We start from the raw sequence: 18707 nt of genomic DNA on the forward strand, positions 1-18707 counted from the left end.
TGTCTGGTGTATTTACATTTTTTGCGGTAGCCAAACTATGTCTGTATCGTTTCCTCATTTAGGCTACAAGCGACTCTCGCGAGCAATCTTCGAATGGCAAGCTGCTGATAGGACTGCTTTGTTGGCAGTATTTATCTTGATGGAGGTGTTTTTACACTGGCTTTGGTGTGTGTTTGTCTGGTGGTATCAAGATGCCTTAGGCGCTTATGTTTATATTCATCTGTTGTATCCGCTGTGGCTTGGCATTACGGTGATGGGTGTGTTTTTTTGGGGTATCGCACGCCATCTGTCGCGTCTTAAACGGCAAACGACTGCCATAAAAAACAAAAACTTAAACAAATGGCAGCTGCTGTTGGTGGTGCCTTATACTTTCTATATCGCCACTGTGATTATCATGGTCGGTTATAGCAGTTTGTTTGCGGGTGTCTCGCTGGTAGGCGGTGCGATGCTTGGGATGATGCTGATCAAACGCCGCTATGCGTGGCGTGTGTTTTTGCTACAGATTGCTCTGATTTTATTGGCTATCTTGGCGCCTTACTTCGGTATTCATCTGCCCAACTTGCGCCAACTGACGTTTGTTTATCCATTTTTAGACAGCCAAAACTACCTGACGTACAACGAGCTGATGGCGATTGAAAACACGCTTGCCACCTCGGTGTTTAAAGGGGTGACGTTAGACTGGTCGAGTATCAGTGAGCTACAGCGCTCTTCGACGTTTTTTTGGCGCGCAACCCACGTGCTACTGGCCTTACCCAAAGCAATCTTTATCGTTTATATGTTTCGTACGTTGTTGTTGATATTAGATGACAGCAAAAATGAGATATTAAAGCATGCCAATCAAGACGAGCTAACCCAGCTCAAAAATCGTCGATACGGTTTGACGCAGATGAAGCAAGCGCTAAAAGAGCTACAAGATGGGCAGGACTTTAGCGTTATCTTGCTAGATTTGGATTGGTTTAAAGACATCAATGACACCTATGGTCATGAGGTCGGCGATCAGGTGTTGTTTGAAGTGGCGCAGACGCTGACGCAGGCATTGACCGATGCGGCCATCGTGAGTCGCTATGGCGGCGAAGAGTTTTTGATTGTCCTGCCAGCCACGAGTCACGATGGGGCGATGCTCATCGCCGAACAGCTCCGCAAAGACATCAGTAAGCACGTCATCAAGGTCGATGATAATAAGGCGTTTAGCGTCACCGCAAGCTTGGGGCTATACACATTCACTCACGAACAAAGTGTGTGTATGAAACAAGCCCGTACAGAGCAGTTACAGTTAGAGGCGACGCTGCAACCAGCGCTCGCAGGCAAGCCCCGGCACCACAGATCCGCCTTACCGCCAGAGTACCAGACCCTTTTGCCACCTGATATTTGCCAGCGTTTAATCTGTACAGCGGACAAGGCGCTCTATGAAGCAAAAGACCGTGGCCGCGACCAAGTGGTCAGTGCCAATCATATGTTCGTCAGCGAAAATAGCCGCCATGCGATGCTGTGTGGTATCTAAGCTGAGCCCAACTGTAAATGCTGGACGATGCTGGCCAATACACTGGTGGCAAAGCTGCCAGTCGTCAAGGTAAAGCTCAGCACCAGCGCTTGCTCATTGCTATCGGATGCATCTAACCACTCCCAGCTTAGCGCTTCAATCGGCAAACGCAGTGCTCGGCGCTGGGCTTTGACATCGCGCTGCTCTAAGCCCATGGCCAGCTGTGTCAATAAGGCATTATTTTTCACAATATCGCTCTCAAGCTGCGCTGCCATGCCGCTAACCTTATCGTTACCCACGCCCCACAGCACCCCAGTCGGATGAATATCACCACTCATCATCCGTGCGCGTAAGGCATCGTCTATTGCCTCACTGCCAAATATCGAGCCTGAGCCGTTTAAGTTAAATACCTCACCTGCCAGCCCAGTATCCCAGTTGCCTACGCGGACTCTGGCTGCCAATATCTCATTAAATATCAGACTACGAGCCGCAGATAGCTCCATGGCGTTTTGCTCACGTGGCGCGCGTTTGCGTTTACTCTTTTTGGTTTTTGGTTTGCTCGCCGGTATGGGACGAGCAAATAGCCGTAGGGCTTCTGCGATGTTGTTGCCTTCATAACCAAAACGCTGGGGGCCAAAGTAATTGGGCACGCCTGTTTTTCTGATAGTAGCCAGATGTTGCTCGGTTGCCTGCTTGGCGTCAGTAGCTGCGATATTACTGGCAAACTCGATTTCTCGTAGGATAATGGTAAATTGATTGGCGCGGTGAGTACCGCGATTGAGCTTTTTGTGGTGCCAATGCTGGGCGATGATGGTGACGGACTCGTTGTCACTGATGTCTACTGGGGCAAACTCAGAGTTGGGCAGTTGCTTTTTGGGGATTCTTAAGCTAAACCACTGCGTCGTCAGCGCATGACGGTCTTTGAGCCCCGAATAACCAACATCGCGCAGTGGGATCTCTGCCCATTCTGATAGCAGCTTGGCCAGATAGGCCGTATTTATCCCTGATTTTTTGATATGTAGCCACAAGTGCTCACCCTCGCCTGTGAAGTCAAGCGGCAATATTTCATTGACAATAAAGTCGTTGTTTTGGGTTTTATAAGTTGCCTGCCTTAAAGGTTGCGGCATAGGCTGCGGCAGCTGCTCGGTGTCTGTCGCCGCTTTTATATCAGTGCTTGTCAGCGTGTCGCTCATAGCCCGCTCATGAGTAGATGGCTGATGTGTCGTTGTATCGTTCTGATTATCTTGATCTTGGGAAGTCATAAAGGTGTCTTTTGTTTTGATAAGGGTAAGAGGGACGTACGCGAGATAAAGGTAAGTAATGAGAATATAATTAATGAAAATAACAGCAAAAAAGTTACGTTTTGCAACGTGGCACGCATACAAATAAACAACGTCAGCCAAGTGGTCTTGCTACTATCAGATAATACGTATTTTTGAATGTAGTGTCTAAATGTCTATAAATGGACTTTTGGTTTGAGCCAATACAATCCTGCCCAAGCCCGCCTAAGCCAATACGGATGCCAGCCTATCAACAATAACTGTTAAGGATGACCTATGAGCCAAACAAACAATAATCAAGCCGCTGACAAAATCGCCGCCAAAAATCTAGTGACCATCGATAAGTCCGACATCCCAGATGGTGGCATGAAGTCTTATAAACAAGAAGACGATAGCATCATTTTAGTCACGCGAGACCGTGATGAGTTTAGCGCATTTGATGGCAAATGTCCGCATGCCGGTGCCGACTTGGGTGAGGGGTTGCGCTGCGGCGATAGAGTGATCTGTCCATGGCATCATGGTAGTTTTGACAGCCGCGACGGTACGCTATTAGAGCCTGTCGCGATGCGCGGCCTGACTCAATATGAGCTGGTCGATGAGGGCGAGCGGTTGGTGGTGGATACCGCGGCCAAGATAGACAACCGTACCGCAAATGACAAGCTGACCGACACGCATACCATCATCGTAGGCGGTGGTGGTGCAGGATTTATGACCGCCAATCAGCTACGTCATACGGGTTATGGCGGCAAAATTACCTTAATTAGTAAAGACAGTTACGCCCCTTACAACCGTCCTTTATTATCCAAAATGTTTTTGGCAGGCAAGATGGATGAGAAGTATCTGATGCTAGGTGGCCGCGAGTGGGCCAGTAATAACAACATTGAGCTGCGCCTAAATCAAACCGTCAGCGCAGTACTGCCCAATGAGCGTACGATTGTCATTGAAGGCGACGATGGTAACCACGAGCAACAGGCTGCGGATTTTTTGGTCGTGGCAACAGGCGCCGAGCCGAAGATACCGCCATTTCAAGGTGCTGAGCTAGCGGGCGTCTATACGCTACGTAGTATGGATGATGCTAAGGCGATCAAAGGTGCTACCGATAACAAAAACGTCGTCATCGTCGGTACAGGATTTATCGGCATGGAGGCGGCGTCAGCGCTGATGCAGGCTGGCAATGCCGCCTCCGTCACCATCGTCGGGCGCAGTCGCCGCGTCATGAGCAATATCGTCTCTGAGGCGGTGAGTAATACGCTTATCAAACTGCATGAAGAAAATGGGGTGCGCTTTGTGTTTGGTGCAGGTGTTGAGAGCATCAATGGAGATGGCAGTCACGTCAGCGGTGTCACACTGTCAGACGGCAGTACGCTGGCAGCGGACGTGGTAGTTTTGGGTACGGGCGTGGCACCACGTACCGAGCTATTAAATGAAGTAAATGACCCCGATGGCGTGCAAGTCGATGAGCATCTACAGCTACGCGACGGCGTCTATGCACTGGGCGATATTGCCAAAGCCACCAATCAGATGGGGCGTATGCGTATCGAGCATTGGCGCGTGGCTTTACAGCATGGCATGGTAACGGCTGCTGCCATCTTAAATGAAGACAATGACCACTCGCTAGAGGAGCGTATTCCGTTTTTTTGGACTGGACAATATGGCAAAAGCCTACGCTACAGCGGACATGCCGCAACCCCTGATAAAGGCATATTATTTGGCTCGCCAGATAGCCTAGATTATATCGAATACTACTTCGATGATGAGGCGGAAGACACCCGCGCCAGTGCTGCAAGCTCGCTTGGACGAGACAAAGAGCTGATCGCGTTTTCTGAGCTATTACGCCGTGGTCATGCGCCAACACGCGCGCAGCTCAGTGCCGGATTTGACATGATTGAGCAAGCACAACTACTGTCGCGCTAGCATTTACAGGCGGATAAGGTTTACTATAAAAAGCTGGCCTACAGATAGGTCAGCTTTTCATATCACACGCTATATATAGCAGCAGTAAAAGGACATACCCTCATATGGATAGCAATACTACCAAAAATCGCCCTGTGTTTTTGCGGCAAGCCCGCCGCGCCGATATCGCCGCGCTCGAGCAGCTACTCAACCGCTGCTACCGAGAGACCGCAGGCTGGACAAATGAAGCGGATCTGGTGGGCGGTATTCGTACCACGGCAGACGAGCTGGCAGGCGTCATCGATCATCCAACACACTACCTGTTTGTTTATCCAAAAACCACGACAGGCGCACGTGATGATGCAGAAACAGGCGAGCTGCTAGGCTGCATCGCAGTGGACATAAAAACAGATGACAATGCAGCCACTTGTGCTTATATCGGTATGTTTGCCGTGCATCCAGAGCTGCAAGGGTGCGGCGTTGGCAATGAGATATTACAAGCGGCAGAGACGTTTGCTACGCGGCATCTAGCAGATAACGGCCAGCCAAGTCGTCTCACGATGTCTATCTTGAGCCATCGCCCCGAGCTATTAGCCTACTATCAGCGCCGCGGCTATCAGCTAAATGGCAATAAAATGCCATTTCCAGATGACGGTAATAATGGCGAACCAAAACGTCAAGATTTAGAATTATTAGAATTAGAAAAAGTGGTGAGTGCGTAAACCCTAACCCCAAAAATGCCCAAAGGTCATAAACAGGCCGACACTCAACAAGATAAATGCCACGATAATCAAACGCTTAAACCAAGTAAAAGCAGGCACGCGCGTGGCATTATCATCAGACATGAGAAAAGCGAATAAAAATAGCAAACTTCCTGCCAAGGTCATGATGCCTAAGCCCACGGGTAATATAAAAAGGTACACCTGCCACACAGTCATCTCGCAACGGTCATTATTAAACGCATCATAGCAGCATCAGGATTGTGCTGTCTGTATCTGGTTTTACACTAAAACAAAAATAGACAATAAAAAAGGCCATTTCGTTAAAAATAGCCTTTCTTCTCATTCAGTCTGTCTAACGCATCGTCACAAACTCTTCTGCACCTGTCGGATGGATGGCGACGGTATTGTCAAAGTCAGCCTTAGTCGCACCCATCTTGATCGCCACTGCAAAGCCTTGCAGCATCTCATCGACCCCGTAACCGATGCCATGTAGGCCGATGATTTTTTCCTCCTCACCTAAGCACACCAGCTTCATCACGCACTTTTGGCGATGCTGCGTCACCGCGCTATACATCGAGGTAAAGGTCGAGGTGTAGCATTTGATAGTGTCTTTGCCATACTGCGCCACCGCATCGATCTCAGATAAGCCAACCGTCCCAATCGCAGGGTGAGTAAAAATCACCGTCGGTACCAGCTCGTATGTTAAATGCTCATCGGTCTTGTCGTTAAATAAGCGCTCAGACAGACGCCTACCAGCGGCGATGGCTACTGGTGTCAAGTCGATGCTATTTTCGATAATATCACCGACCGCGTAAATACCATCGACATTGGTATTTTGGAACTTATCGACTTTGATTTTGCCAAACTCGGTGGTTTCTACGCCCGTTACTTGCAGGTTGATGTTGTCGGTTGAAGGCGCGCGCCCAATCGCCCAAATCAGGCAATCGACCGTATCAAGCGTACCATCTTTGGTGAACAGCTCTAAACAGCCATCTTCGTTTTTATTGACTTCGGTGAGTGTGGTGTTGGTATGCAGATGAATACCGTCTTGCTCCATCTCTATCAGCAGCGCCTCGACGATAGTGTGATCAAACGAGCGCAGCGGCGAATGCTGGCGGACATAGAGATGTACCTCAGCGCCGAGGCTGTTGAGTACGCCTGCGATTTCGACAGCGATATAGCCTGCGCCTGCGATAGCGACGCGTTTGGGCAAATGAGTCAATTTAAAAAAACCATCAGAATCGATGCCGTGCTCTGCGCCTTTGATATTAGGCTTAATGGGCTGTCCGCCCGTCGCGATCAGGATATGATCGGCAGTGATTTGCTCGCCATTGACTTCGACCGTATTGGTATCGACAAATTTTGCAAAGCCTTTGATTACTTCCACGCCGTTTTTGGCCAGATTATTGTCATAAGAGCGGTGGATATTTTGGATATATTGCTGGCGGCTTTGTACCAGTTTTTGAAAGTCAAAGTTTTTTAATTCCACATCAAAGCCATAATCTGGCGCATACTTCTCAATCGCTTCGGCCACTTGCGCGCCATACCACATCACCTTTTTGGGTACGCAGCCCCAGTTGACGCACGTGCCGCCTAGTTGCGCCGCTTCGATAATGGCGCATTTTTTGCCGTAGCTGGCCGCGCGGTTGATTGAGGCAATACCGCCGCTACCGCCGCCAATGGCGATATAATCATAATGTTTGCTCATGTTTTATCCTTATATGTATGATTGATAAGTGCTGTCTTGAGTATTGTCGCGGCAGGGTGCAACCGACCACTGTAGGTATGGTACAACATAAACAGCCGCTATTAAGAGAATGGGCAAAGACCCAACATACTATAAACGATACCTAAACAATGGCGCGACGTCTATAAAATAACAGCCCAGGAATCGACAGACCCAGCACCAACCCTGAGGTCACAAACAAGGCCTCGAACAAATACACCATCATTTGGCTAAATAACTCGTCCGAAAAACCAAAATAGCCTATCTGTACCATACTGACCATTGCCTTATAAGCAGCGATACCGGGCATCATACAGATGACGCTTGGTGAGATCAGTGCTTTGGGCGGCAGCGTATATTTTTTAGAAAAATATACTCCCAAAAAGCTGGCAAGCATCGCCCCAAAAAAGCTGGCCACCGCCAGATGGACATGCTGATAGACAAGGGCTGTTTTTAGTCCGAAGCCAAACGCCGTCATCAGCAAACACGGCAAAATATAGCGTTTGGGCACGGTAAACATCAGCGTCCAACCAAGAGTGATGATGCATGATAGCGCGACAGTCTCAATGAGCCACATATCAAAACCCCCAATGCTGTATTTGCAGTAACACCAGCGCCATGACGATGCCCACGCACGCGGACAAGGTCAGCATATAAGTAAACACCGCCCGCCCAACGCCGATATTGACATAGCCCTTTAAGATATCGGATAAGGAGTTGATCAAAGGAAAGCTGGGCACCAGTAGTAGCACGCTAGAGGCCACCGCAATATCGGCATTATTGCCAATATCAAAATAATAAGTCGTCGCCCCGATCAAGGAGGCGATAAAAGCGGTGGCAATGACGGTGATAAAAGGGTTGAAATGATGCTTGGACAAATAAATACGAGTAAACATCGCCACCATACCGGCGATAAAGGTCACCCCAGTAATCGCCCAGCTGCCGCCGTTTAGATAGGCAAATGCGGCGCAAGACGCCCCTACAAATATGCCCACCAACCACGTTGGATACACCGCCTTATCTAGCTCATCAAAGGCAAGGATGGTGCGGTCCGTCAGCTCAGACTTTAGCGTATTGCCACCTAGCTTGCCGCTACTGGTATCGGCTTCGGTTTTATTGATGATTTGCTGGATTTGTACGAGTAAATTGACATTGATGCTTTGGTTGATGGTGTCTCGGGTGGTGGTGATACAGCGCTCATCACAGATGGTGGTCAAGGTAATGGCGTTAAAGTTCAGCGAGCATTCGACGCTGTTCATGCCTAAGGCCAGCCCCAAGCGTTTGGACAAATCCACCACCACCGCAGACTCTGCGCCATACTGCATAAGAAGTAATCCGCAGCGCACGCATAGCCGAGTGATGCGCTGCTGCTGTACGTAGCTGATAGAAGTCATGGGTAAGCTGGGCATGTTGGCTACTGTCGCTCTTATGAGGGTTATAAGGGATGAGAAGTAGTGATGACGTATCGATATAGCAAGGTAACGATAGCATAACTTGCGCTATTGATTTGCTACTATTATAAGGCGTAAACCATTGTCGCAAGGAGAATAAAATGCATATTGCTATCTTAACCCTGACTTTTGCGCTAGCTGGCTGTCGCTCACTTAAAGAAAAACGTCAACGTATGGGCGGCTTGCATGCGCGCTTTGGCAATACGCCAAGCGTCGCCGTCTGTGAGAGCGGCGCGCGCGAGCGCCATGACGCCAGCGAGTGGACGTTTTTCATCGTTGGGCAGTCCAAACGTGAGGTCGAGTCGCAATGCCGTCAAATTGAGGAGAAGATAGAGCGCACGGTAGATGCACGGGTGATGAGTATAGAGCGGGAGTTTGTTTAGAGTAAGTCCGTTATCCATTTTGCCGCAATGACAAAAAAAACCTAACTGAGCGGTTAGGATGAGCGTGCAATCTTGATATAGCCAAACAATAGACTGTTAAATTGATAGACTTTTGTTTTTTACCGTGATAATCTCTTCGTGCAATTTAGACACATTAGTTACATATCGGTTACATTTTAATGGTTATGGCTCTCAAATAGGACGTCTGATGACAACGTTTCAAAAAATAAAAAATGCACTATTGCTGACTACGGTTACTACTTTAGCAGGCTGTACCACGGTCGCTGATATCGCAGGATATGATACTGCTACCATGAATATCGATGCGGCAAAAAGCTACTCGCAAGTGGTTTCTAGCGCTCATAGCCAAGGCGCGGTAGACAATACCTCTGCCACCGCCGCGCGGGTAAATCGGGTTTTTCATCGTATGAAGCCCTATGCTGTGCGCGCTAACACAACAGGGGTGCCCTTTGATTGGCAGGTCACTGTAATACGCTCGCCTGAATTAAACGCTTGGGCAATGCCTGGTGGTAAAATGGCGTTTTATACCGGTATTGTAGAAAAGCTACAGTTGACAGATGCAGAGATCGCGGCAATCATGGGACACGAAATGACCCATGCATTAGCTGAGCACAGCAAAAAGGATGCTGGGCAAAAAATTCTGACAAGCCTAGCACTTCAGTTAGGAGGTGCCGCGATACAGGCGGAAACAGGGCTGAGTAATGAGGCGCTGGGTTTGATTAGTGACTTTGGCATTGATAAGCCGTTTTCTCGTAGTCAAGAGTCACAAGCCGATGCAGGTGGCTTACGCTTGATGGCGCAAGCAGGCTACAATCCAGAAGCTGCCATTGCAGTATGGAAAAAAATGGAAGCGGCAAATGGTCGCAGCAACACCTTAGTCACGTTGATGTCTACGCATCCAAACTCAGGGCAGCGTATCGCCAAAATTCAAGGGCTGCTACCTGACGTGATGCCAGTTTATCAAGCCGCTGCAAAAGCGCCGACCAATACCATGAGTGGCACCACGACTGGGGTAGTGACTCGGACGATTAAACATAAATAAATCAGTACATAACATCAAAAAAGGTAAGTCAAACTGAACTGCTCCCATAAGTTAGTTGTATCCAACTTATGGGGGCAGCTCAAAAGAGCAGCCGTTAAATAACAACTAAAAGTAAAACTTAACCTGCCTCAGACATCGCCTGCTTAAGCATCGGCTTTAAAAACTCACCGGTATATGAGCCTTTGACTTCTGCCACTTCCTCAGGCGTACCTTCAGCGATGATCATACCGCCGCCTTTACCGCCTTCAGGGCCAAGATCAATCACCCAATCCGCAGTTTTGATGACATCCAAGTTGTGCTCGATGACCACGATGGTATTGCCTTTATCACGCAGCGCATGCAGGATATTAAGTAGCTTATCAATATCATGGAAATGTAAACCAGTAGTCGGCTCGTCCAAGATATACAGCGTCTGTCCGGTATCACGTTTGGCCAATTCACGTGCTAACTTAACACGCTGTGCTTCTCCGCCAGACAGCGTCGGCGCAGACTGACCCAAGCGAATATAGCCAAGACCGACATCCATGAGTGCTTGTAGACGGCGATAGATCGCTGGGATCGCTGAGAAGAACTCAGTGGCATCTTCAACGGTCATATCGAGCACTTCAGCGATGCTTTTGCCTTTATAATGAATCTCTAAGGTTTCGCGATTATAGCGTTTGCCTTCGCAGGTATCACACGGCACATACATATCTGGCAAGAAGTGCATCTCAACTTTGATCAGGCCATCGCCCTGACACATCTCACAGCGCCCGCCTTTGACGTTGAAACTAAAGCGGCCGGGTTTATAACCACGGGCGCGTGCCTCAGGCGTTTGGGCAAACATTTCACGCACAGGGGTAAACACGCCAGTATAAGTGGCAGGATTTGAGCGCGGCGTACGACCGATTGGGCTTTGGTCGATATCGACCATTTTGTCCAAATGCTCAAGCCCACTGATGCTGTCATGCTTATCCGCGATAAGGGTAGACGCATTGTTTAACTGAGTCGCTGCGATCGGCATCAAGGTGCGGTTAATCAGCGTTGATTTGCCCGAGCCGGATACGCCAGTGACACAGGTCATCACACCGACTGGCAAGCTCAGATCGACGTCTTTTAAGTTGTTACCTGACGCGCCTTTTAGCTCGATCGTCATTGGCACCTGCTTTGGTTTGGCTTTACCTTTGGTCTCAACTTCCATGGTCTTGGCTTTATGCCGTACTTTTGGGATTTCGATTTTTTTCTCGCCAGACATATATTGTCCAGTCAGCGAGTCTGGGGTCGCCATGATCTCATCGATCGTACCTTGGGCGATGATATGACCGCCATGCACGCCTGCGCCGACACCGATATCGATGACGTGATCGGCTTGACGAATCGCGTCTTCGTCATGCTCAACGACAAGGACGGTATTACCCAAGTCACGCAGCCGCGTTAGAGTCTTTAGTAAGCGATCATTGTCACGCTGATGCAGACCGATCGACGGCTCATCGAGCACATACATAACGCCCATGAGACCAGCACCGATTTGGCTGGCAAGACGGATACGCTGTGCCTCCCCGCCCGATAGCGTCTCAGCAGAGCGAGCAAGGGTCAAATAATCTAGCCCGACACTGACGAGGAAGTTTAGGCGCTCATTAATCTCTTTAAAGATTTTTTCCGCCACTTCGCCTTTATGGCCGCCGATCTTTAAGGTCTTATAATAGTCAGCGGCATCACCAATAGATAGCTTGACGATATCGGCGATGGTCTGCTCATCGACACGCACGTTGCGCGAGATTTCATTGAGACGCGCGCCATCGCAGACGTTACAGGTGGTGTCAGCCAGATATTTTGCCAGCTCATCACGCACAAGGTTACTTTGGGTCTTGGCATAACGGCGCTCAAGATAGGGCAATACGCCTTCAAATGGTACCGTCTTATTGGTCTTGCGCCCGCGCTCATCGGTGAAGTTAAAACTCAGTTTTTCTTTACCAGAGCCGTGCATGATGATGTCTTGTTGCGCTTTTGGCAGTGCTTGCCACGGCGCATCCATATCGATGTCAAAGTGCTTGCAAACGGTAGAGAGCAGGCCAAAATAATAGGCATGACGCTTGTCCCAACCATTGATTGCGCCTTGGTTGAGCGATTTTTCATGATGGGTAATTAGCTTTTCGCTTGAGAAATACTGACGTTTACCCAGACCGTCACAGCTTGGGCAAGCGCCGTATGGGTTGTTAAAACTAAACATCCGCGGCTCAAGCTCAGGCACTGCTCGATCACAGACAGGGCAGGAGTGCTTGGCTGACATCACTTGGTCGTCAGCACTGTCTGCGTTTGGGTTGCCATCCATAAAGTGTAGCGTGACCAGACCTTGACCCAAGCGCAGGGCAGTCTCGAGACTTTCGGCGACGCGGTTGCCCAAATCGTCGCGAACTTTAAAACGATCGACGACGACTTCGATGGTGTGTTTTTTCTTTTTATCGAGCGTGGGTAGCTCATCGGTATCATAGACATCGCCATCGACACGCACACGGACGAAGCCTTGTCCGATCAGCTGCTCAAGTAAGACCGTATGCTCGCCTTTGCGCTCACGAATTACAGGAGCCAGGATCATAAGCTTGGTGTCTGTCGGCAGCGCCATGATCTGATCGACCATCTCGGTGACAGACTGCGCCACCATCGGTTCGCCATGCTCAGGGCAATAAGGCGTGCCGATACGGGCATAGAGCAGGCGCAGATAGTCATAGATCTCGGTGATGGTACCGACCGTTGAGCGCGGGTTGTGGTTGGTGGATTTTTGCTCAATGGCAATAGCAGGGGAGAGTCCCTCGATGCTATCGACTTCGGGCTTCTCCATTTGTGAGAGAAACTGACGCGCATAGGCGGACAGACTCTCGACATAGCGGCGTTGCCCTTCGGCATACAAGGTGTCAAACGCCAAGGACGATTTACCAGAGCCTGATAAACCTGTGATTACCACGAACTTATCGCGCGGGATGTCCAGATCGATGTTTTTTAGGTTGTGCGTGCGGGCGCCGCGTATTGCAATGTGGTCATTTGCCATCGGTGATAGGTTTCCTATTTGCTAAAGTGATGGATAAAAATACTGATGTATAAGAAGTAGTGAGCGCAACCTACATTTAAACCAGCCATGTAAAACAGCATCCCAGTCGCGCTATGTTATTTTTAAAGTGTATGAGGGTCAAAATAGTGACGCAAAAGATAGCTGGTTTTTATAAACAGCGTTTTTGTAAGCTATGTTTTTACGATAACTATTTATAAGCGATGCTTTTATAGACGATACGCCTTCTTTATTGCTTCGGTTTTTATAGTGTCTTTGTCAGGCCTCGCTGCGGTTTTTATCCCATTTTTTAGTGCGTGCTTTCTCGCGCGCGTTTTTTATAAGCTGGGTAATCTTTAACGAAACCGTTTAAGGCAGCTAAACCATCTAGGCCGTTTTTATCTCACAAGTTTTGTTAGACTCCGCCAATCTAAATCAAATCTGTGTTACGTAACAGGTATCCTTTGTTATGGTTTTGACCAGATAAGCTTGTCTTAGTCAGCACTTAATGGCTCAAGCGACTCCGCAACCTTATTGATAACGTTGTACTTTATTGTCATGATGCGTGCATTATTCAAGGCAAAAAGCCGCTAGAGACGCACTTGGTAACAAAAAACAAAAGTCTCGGCAACCAAACGGCGAATGTCTTATACTAGGGGCCTTAATTTAGAGGGCTTGATTTGTAGGCAAGTGCCCTGATAGATCAACTGTGATATTGATGTATGGATAATCTATTTTAAAATAAGTTAAGTATAGACCTACTGGTCGTCATTTTTAGAGTGAATCGACTATATCAGCAATGATAAACCTGTGAGGCAAGTATGAATAGCGTAGAAAAACGGGCAATCCTCGGGGTCGGCGGCATCTTTGCTCTGCGTATGATTGGCCTGTTTATGATTGTGCCTGTGTTTTCGGTGTATGGCGACAATTATGCGCATGCTACGCCGTTTTTGATTGGTTTGGCGGTCGGGGTTTATGGGCTGGGTCAGGCGATTTTTCAGATACCGATGAGCCTTGCTGCTGACAAGTTTCCGCGTAAGCCGATTATCTTTTTGGGTCTGATATTGTTTGCTCTGGGCGGTATGATTGCAGCCAACGCCACCGATATTTATGAGGTCATCATCGGTCGGGCGCTGGCAGGAAGCGGTGCGGTGTCGGCGGTATTGATGGCGCTACTTGCTGATGTCACGCGCGAGGAGATGCGTACCAAAGCGATGGCGACGATGGGCTTGACCATTGCCACCTCTATTATGTTGGCCTTTGCCTTTGGCCCTTTATTGGTGGGGTCGCTTGGTATGTCAGGCTTGTTTTGGCTGACATCGGGTTTTGCGGTATTGGCAATGATGCTATTGTTTGTGGTGCCGACGCCGCTACGAGTGCTCAAACATAACTTGGACAACAAATCTATCGGTCAGCAGTTGGCCAGTGTGCTAAAAATCGGCGATTTAAACCGTCTGCATATCAGTATTTTTGCGCTACACCTGACCATGACGGCGATATTTGTTCTTTTGCCGCATCAGCTCTCTGAGGTGCTGGGTTTGTCGGTTCGTCAGCAGGGCTTGGTATATTTGCCACTGTTGTTTATTGGTTTTGCGGTAGCGATACCTTTTATTATTGTCGCAGAAAAAAAGCGCAAAATGCGTCAGGTGTTTTTGGGTGCGATCGGCCTGATGACTGCGGCACTGGCATTACTGGCGCTGGGTAGCCATGTGGGCGTTGGGATTATTTTGGGTTTACTCTTATACTTTATGGGCTTTAACTTGCTTGAGGCGACGATACCGTCTTGGATATCCAAGCGTGCACCCGTCGCCAATAAAGCCACAGCGATGGGACTAAACTCATCCAGTCAGTTTTTTGGTGCATTTGTCGGCGGGGCGCTGGGCGGCTTATTATTGACGCAGCCAAATTTGCTGGCATGGGGCGTACTGGCGCTGATTATGGGCACGGCGCTATTACTGATATTTCCGATCGCCCAGCCGCCGTATCTATCAAGTACCACCATTACCATTCCTAAAAACATCAATATCCAAGACTGGTCGCGGCAAATGCTGGCAGTAGATGGCGTAGATGAGCTGGTGGTCATGGCAAAAGAGCAGGTGGCCTATCTTAAGCTGGACAAAACCCAGCTCACCGACGACTCGCGACAAGCACTGTCGCATCTGGCACAAAGCCCACTAGATATTTAAATAAAAATTGGTTAAAGTAAAATCAAATTACTGTAAAATCGTATTGTCGATAGCATTAACGGTGATGAGGCATATTGGCTTCATTGAATCATTATAGATACGATTCACTAAATTATTCATAAATAAAAGGACGGTATCATGCGCGGAGTTAATAAAGTTATCATCATCGGTAACCTTGGAGCAGACCCTGAGGCACGTCAGTTTAACAACGGTGGTAGCGTGACCAATATCTCGGTTGCGACATCAGAGCAGTGGACAGACAAGCAAAGCGGCGAAAAAAGAGAAGCGACCGAATGGCATCGTATCTCACTCTTTAATCGTCTAGGCGAGATTGCAGCGCAGTATCTTCGTAAGGGCAGTAAGGTCTATATCGAGGGCAGTTTGCGCACGCGTAAATACCAAGACCAAAATGGTCAAGACCGCTATATCACCGAGATTCGCGCTGAGCAAATGCAGATGCTCGATGGCGCAAGCGGTGGCGGTCAAAGCCAAGGCGGGAGCTATGGTAATCAAGGCGGCCAAAACAGCTTTGGTCAGCAAGGCGGCTACAACCAAGCAGGCGGCGTAGCAGCTCAAGGCATGGCGCAGGGCGGTAACCAAGGGGGTTATAACAATCAAAATGCTTATAACAACCAAAGCAATCCTCAGCAAAACACATTCAATCAGTCAGCGCAAAATGCCTCTCAGCCTAAGCCAACAGCGATGCCTGATGGTCCAGTCGATGATGATATTCCGTTCTAATTTATACAATAACAAGATGTTGTATTTATAATTCTATAGCTCATTGATAATAATATCATTGAGCTATTTTTATATCCGTTTTTATTATTGAATTTTTTATTTTAATAAAAACAAAGTTTGTTCGTTATTAAATGCGATTGTTTATAAAATTAAGAAATAATAGGGAGTAATAGCGGCTTAAAAATTTACTTAAGTTTACTGTCTGCTGAGTCTATACAAAAACGTATAAAAAACTACTGTTGTGATAAGCGATGTTTTTGTTTATATTACTTTTACGGATAAGTTTTATGACCCAAAACCTTTTTTGGTTTGAGTATGGCGATATTGAGCTATTTTAAATCAGATGACATTTAATGGGTTTATAATCTTAACGCCGTTATCATATGATTAAATGATAACTCAGATACTGAGTCAGTCACGTCCTTAATGGTTCATTGGATCATTAAGATTGTTATTTTATTATAGAGTTGGATTTATTATGACTAAAAATAGTGCTATTGATTTGGATAGTTTAGGCGTTGATGAGCTACGTGCCATTACCGAAAACGCTCAGCAACTTATCGCTAAAAAACAACATCAGCGTTTATATGACGCTTATATGCAGTTCGAAAAAATTGCAGAAGACAGCAATACCACCATCGAAGAGATTTTAAAAGCTGGTGAGACGCTGGAGAAAAAACGCAGTATTAAATACCGCAATACGGCTAACAGCGAAGAGACGTGGACGGGCCGTGGCCGCAAGCCTACCTGGTTGGTAGAGGCGTTGGCCGCAGGTCGCAAACTTGAAGACTTTGCTATTTAATGAGCACAGCCAGCGTCTGGTTGCTGAGCCAAGCATCAGATAAAAGCCAGTATCTTTTTTGCCAGTCTTTTGGTAAAAAGATACTGGCTTTTTTTCTGTCATCTGTATGCCATTGTTTGTTATGATAATGACGTTTTTGTCTTATATAAGAGTTATCACACTGTGCCCCAAGTATCTGCGTCGTCTCATAAGCGTCCCCGTAAGCTGTGGTGGCTCGTTGGGCTGGTGCTCTTTGCGCTATTTGCGGTACTGCAAATGCCTGCCGCATGGGTGCTCAACAAGTATGCGCCAGATACGCCTTATGTGCAGCACGTATCGGGCAATCTCTGGCAAGGGTCTGCTATTTGGCAGATGCCTGTGGCAGCAAGCTCGCTTACGGGGACAGCCGACTGGTCATGGCAGCCATGGCAGTTGCTACTCGGTAAGCTCGGCGCCAAGGTTGAGATTCAATCAGAACAAACCCGCCTGCATGGACAAGTAAAAATAGGCTGGCACTCGTGGCAGATAGATAATATGAGTGGCAAAATTGCTCCGTCCACCCTTGCCAGTATCATCGATTGGCAACTGCCCAATACACCAATTCAGGTCAATAATGTCTCGCTCAAACGCCAGACAGCTAGCGGTACCGCCGCCGATGAGTCAGCGACCAGCGCCAAGGCGGCAGGCTTTAGCCAAGCAGATGGTCAGCTTACGTGGGTGGGCGGCGAGGTTGGCTACCCAAGTGGCGGTAAGGTATTTTATATCACTATGCCTGCGCTGCGTGCTGAGCTGAGCGCTGAGCAAAAAAACAACAAAAACCTTTTGCATATCAATCTACTAAACCAACAAGACAAGCGCTTGGGTGACTTATATATCGATGGCGATAATATGCTAGATGTCAGTTTGACCCAACGTCTGCTAGAAAATATGCCCGACTATAAAGGACAAGCGCCGCAAGACACGGCAGTCGTCAGTGTGCGTCAGCCGTTATTGGCTGGTTTGGGGGCGCAGTAAATGCTGAATATGAGCGCAAATCTCAAGCCTGTACTCAATATCCTAAATCGTTTTTCGGGTTGGTTGCTGTTTTTGGCCATGATATGGCTGTGCTGGACAGCGGCGCGGCTATTTTGGCTCTTGCTGGCGGCACCGCTCGCACCAGCCTTGCCCTTAGCGCCATTACAAAGCAGCACGGTTTCAGGCAATGACAACGCAGGTTTGTTTGCGATCTTCGCTGACCCCGAGCCGAGTGCAGCGCCTGTACAGCCGCCACCAAACGTCGAGTTAAAAGGGGTGCTGCTCGCTATGCCAGAGAGCCAGTCGTCGGCATTACTTGATGTCAATGGTGAGGTAAAAAACTATCGTATCGGTGATACGTTGACAGGTAGCGACTATGCATTGGTAGCCGTCGATTGGAATGCTGTCGTCATCGCTGATGCCTTTGACAAGCAAACTGTGATTAGAATGGTTGAGGCGATGCCGCTGGATCAAAGCGATGACATAGCAGGCGCGGTGAGCAACCAGCGTTTGCCAGATCATACGATGTTGCCCACCGCGCCGCCGCCAGCTGATATAGACAATGAGGCGGCCATGACAGGCCACGACGATCGTGACAGTAGTCCGCAATCAGCCATCGCCGAGGCGGTCACCGAGCTGCAAGAAAACCCCGCCAGCTATCTGAGTAGAATGGGGGTGATGGCGTCAGGAGAGAGTTATCAAGTGACAGCGGCGATGCCAGCGCAACTGCGTAATCGCTTGGGTCTTGAGCCAGGGGATAAGGTCATCACGGTCAATGGACAAAGTGTGGGCAACAATCCTGCCCAAGACGCGGGCATATTGCAGCAAGTCCAGCAAACTGGCGAGGCGCAGATACAAGTGCAGCGCGGCGAGCAAGTGATCACCATTCGGCAGCAGTTTTGATGCCATTTAACAGGTTGCAGCAAGGTGTGACTTTGTATTTATCGCATTTATAGTAAGTCCAT

15 protein-coding genes are annotated in these 18707 nt (G+C 48.4%); 10 read left to right on the top strand and 5 right to left on the bottom strand.

What is annotated here, in order from left to right; translation table 11 throughout:
• Positions 1-37 precede the first annotated feature (37 nt).
• Complete coding sequence (locus BTV99_RS01085; protein ID WP_083608463.1) at positions 38-1501, top strand: diguanylate cyclase; 1464 nt, start codon at positions 38-40, stop codon at positions 1499-1501.
• Here BTV99_RS01085 and truD read toward each other — a convergent pair.
• A complete protein-coding gene (gene truD / locus BTV99_RS01090) occupies positions 1498-2673 on the bottom strand; it encodes a tRNA pseudouridine(13) synthase TruD (RefSeq protein WP_075100749.1) in 1176 nt (391 codons plus the stop codon). The two genes, BTV99_RS01085 and truD, sit on opposite strands and share 4 nt — an antisense overlap.
• 363 nt (positions 2674-3036) lie before the next feature.
• Here truD and BTV99_RS01095 point away from each other — a divergent pair, with 363 nt between their 5' ends.
• Both BTV99_RS01095 and BTV99_RS01100 read left to right on the top strand, forming a co-directional pair.
• Positions 3037-4674, top strand: a complete 1638-nt coding sequence (locus BTV99_RS01095) for an FAD-dependent oxidoreductase (RefSeq protein ID WP_075100502.1) — start codon at positions 3037-3039, stop codon at positions 4672-4674.
• 104 nt (positions 4675-4778) lie between these two features.
• A complete protein-coding gene (locus tag BTV99_RS01100) occupies positions 4779-5375 on the top strand; it encodes a GNAT family N-acetyltransferase (protein WP_075100503.1) in 597 nt (198 codons plus the stop codon).
• 352 nt (positions 5376-5727) lie between these two features.
• Here the strand turns inward: BTV99_RS01100 and gorA are convergent, their stop codons facing one another.
• From gorA to BTV99_RS01120, 3 genes are all read right to left on the bottom strand, one after another.
• Entirely contained in the window at positions 5728-7083 is a 1356-nt protein-coding gene (gorA, locus tag BTV99_RS01110) for a glutathione-disulfide reductase (RefSeq protein WP_075100505.1), read from the bottom strand.
• Between the two features lie 142 nt (positions 7084-7225).
• Entirely contained in the window at positions 7226-7678 is a 453-nt protein-coding gene (locus tag BTV99_RS01115; protein WP_075100506.1) for a threonine/serine exporter family protein, read from the bottom strand.
• 1 nt (position 7679) lies between these two features.
• Positions 7680-8495 (bottom strand): threonine/serine exporter ThrE family protein, encoded by an 816-nt coding sequence (locus BTV99_RS01120; protein ID WP_075100750.1) that lies wholly within the window; start codon positions 8493-8495, stop codon positions 7680-7682.
• 158 nt (positions 8496-8653) lie between these two features.
• On the opposite strand from BTV99_RS01120, the gene BTV99_RS01125 reads away from it, so the two are divergent.
• A complete protein-coding gene (locus BTV99_RS01125; RefSeq protein ID WP_075100507.1) occupies positions 8654-8935 on the top strand; it encodes a DUF503 domain-containing protein in 282 nt (93 codons plus the stop codon).
• 208 nt (positions 8936-9143) lie between these two features.
• Positions 9144-9998 carry a M48 family metallopeptidase gene (locus BTV99_RS01130; protein WP_075100508.1) on the top strand — a complete coding sequence of 285 codons (855 nt, stop codon included), beginning with the start codon at positions 9144-9146 and terminating at the stop codon, positions 9996-9998.
• A gap of 118 nt (positions 9999-10116) precedes the next feature.
• On the opposite strand, the gene uvrA is transcribed toward BTV99_RS01130, so the two are convergent.
• Complete coding sequence (gene uvrA / locus BTV99_RS01135; RefSeq protein WP_075100509.1) at positions 10117-13023, bottom strand: excinuclease ABC subunit UvrA; 2907 nt, start codon at positions 13021-13023, stop codon at positions 10117-10119.
• 818 nt (positions 13024-13841) lie between these two features.
• Between uvrA and BTV99_RS01140 the strand changes: the two genes are divergently transcribed.
• The 5 genes from BTV99_RS01140 to BTV99_RS01160 all read left to right on the top strand — a co-directional run bounded on the left by BTV99_RS01140 (position 13842) and on the right by BTV99_RS01160 (position 18645).
• Positions 13842-15206, top strand: a complete 1365-nt coding sequence (locus BTV99_RS01140; RefSeq protein WP_075100510.1) for an MFS transporter — start codon at positions 13842-13844, stop codon at positions 15204-15206.
• A 138-nt stretch (positions 15207-15344) separates the two neighbouring features.
• Complete coding sequence (ssb, locus tag BTV99_RS01145; RefSeq protein ID WP_075100511.1) at positions 15345-15947, top strand: single-stranded DNA-binding protein; 603 nt, start codon at positions 15345-15347, stop codon at positions 15945-15947.
• Between the two features lie 478 nt (positions 15948-16425).
• Positions 16426-16749 (top strand): H-NS family nucleoid-associated regulatory protein, encoded by a 324-nt coding sequence (locus BTV99_RS01150; protein WP_075100512.1) that lies wholly within the window; start codon positions 16426-16428, stop codon positions 16747-16749.
• A gap of 162 nt (positions 16750-16911) precedes the next feature.
• Entirely contained in the window at positions 16912-17742 is an 831-nt protein-coding gene (gene gspN / locus BTV99_RS01155) for a type II secretion system protein N (protein WP_075100513.1), read from the top strand.
• A 9-nt stretch (positions 17743-17751) separates the two neighbouring features.
• Entirely contained in the window at positions 17752-18645 is an 894-nt protein-coding gene (locus BTV99_RS01160; RefSeq protein WP_256713698.1) for a type II secretion system protein N, read from the top strand.
• Positions 18646-18707: the final 62 nt, after the last annotated feature.

This window comes from Psychrobacter sp. Rd 27.2 (assembly GCF_001921755.1).
Taxonomy (GTDB): Bacteria; Pseudomonadota; Gammaproteobacteria; order Pseudomonadales; family Moraxellaceae; genus Psychrobacter; species Psychrobacter celer.

Coding starts and splice junctions, on each gene's coding strand:
- BTV99_RS01085 (WP_083608463.1), top strand. CDS start 38: ATGTCTGTATCGTTTCCTCATTTAGGCTACAAGCGACTCTCGCGAGCA.
- truD (WP_075100749.1), bottom strand. CDS start 2,673: ATGAGCGACACGCTGACAAGCACTGATATAAAAGCGGCGACAGACACC.
- BTV99_RS01095 (WP_075100502.1), top strand. CDS start 3,037: ATGAGCCAAACAAACAATAATCAAGCCGCTGACAAAATCGCCGCCAAA.
- BTV99_RS01100 (WP_075100503.1), top strand. CDS start 4,779: ATGGATAGCAATACTACCAAAAATCGCCCTGTGTTTTTGCGGCAAGCC.
- gorA (WP_075100505.1), bottom strand. CDS start 7,083: ATGAGCAAACATTATGATTATATCGCCATTGGCGGCGGTAGCGGCGGT.
- BTV99_RS01115 (WP_075100506.1), bottom strand. CDS start 7,678: ATGTGGCTCATTGAGACTGTCGCGCTATCATGCATCATCACTCTTGGT.
- BTV99_RS01120 (WP_075100750.1), bottom strand. CDS start 8,495: ATGACTTCTATCAGCTACGTACAGCAGCAGCGCATCACTCGGCTATGC.
- BTV99_RS01125 (WP_075100507.1), top strand. CDS start 8,654: ATGCATATTGCTATCTTAACCCTGACTTTTGCGCTAGCTGGCTGTCGC.
- BTV99_RS01130 (WP_075100508.1), top strand. CDS start 9,144: ATGACAACGTTTCAAAAAATAAAAAATGCACTATTGCTGACTACGGTT.
- uvrA (WP_075100509.1), bottom strand. CDS start 13,023: ATGGCAAATGACCACATTGCAATACGCGGCGCCCGCACGCACAACCTA.
- BTV99_RS01140 (WP_075100510.1), top strand. CDS start 13,842: ATGAATAGCGTAGAAAAACGGGCAATCCTCGGGGTCGGCGGCATCTTT.
- ssb (WP_075100511.1), top strand. CDS start 15,345: ATGCGCGGAGTTAATAAAGTTATCATCATCGGTAACCTTGGAGCAGAC.
- BTV99_RS01150 (WP_075100512.1), top strand. CDS start 16,426: ATGACTAAAAATAGTGCTATTGATTTGGATAGTTTAGGCGTTGATGAG.
- BTV99_RS01160 (WP_256713698.1), top strand. CDS start 17,752: ATGAGCGCAAATCTCAAGCCTGTACTCAATATCCTAAATCGTTTTTCG.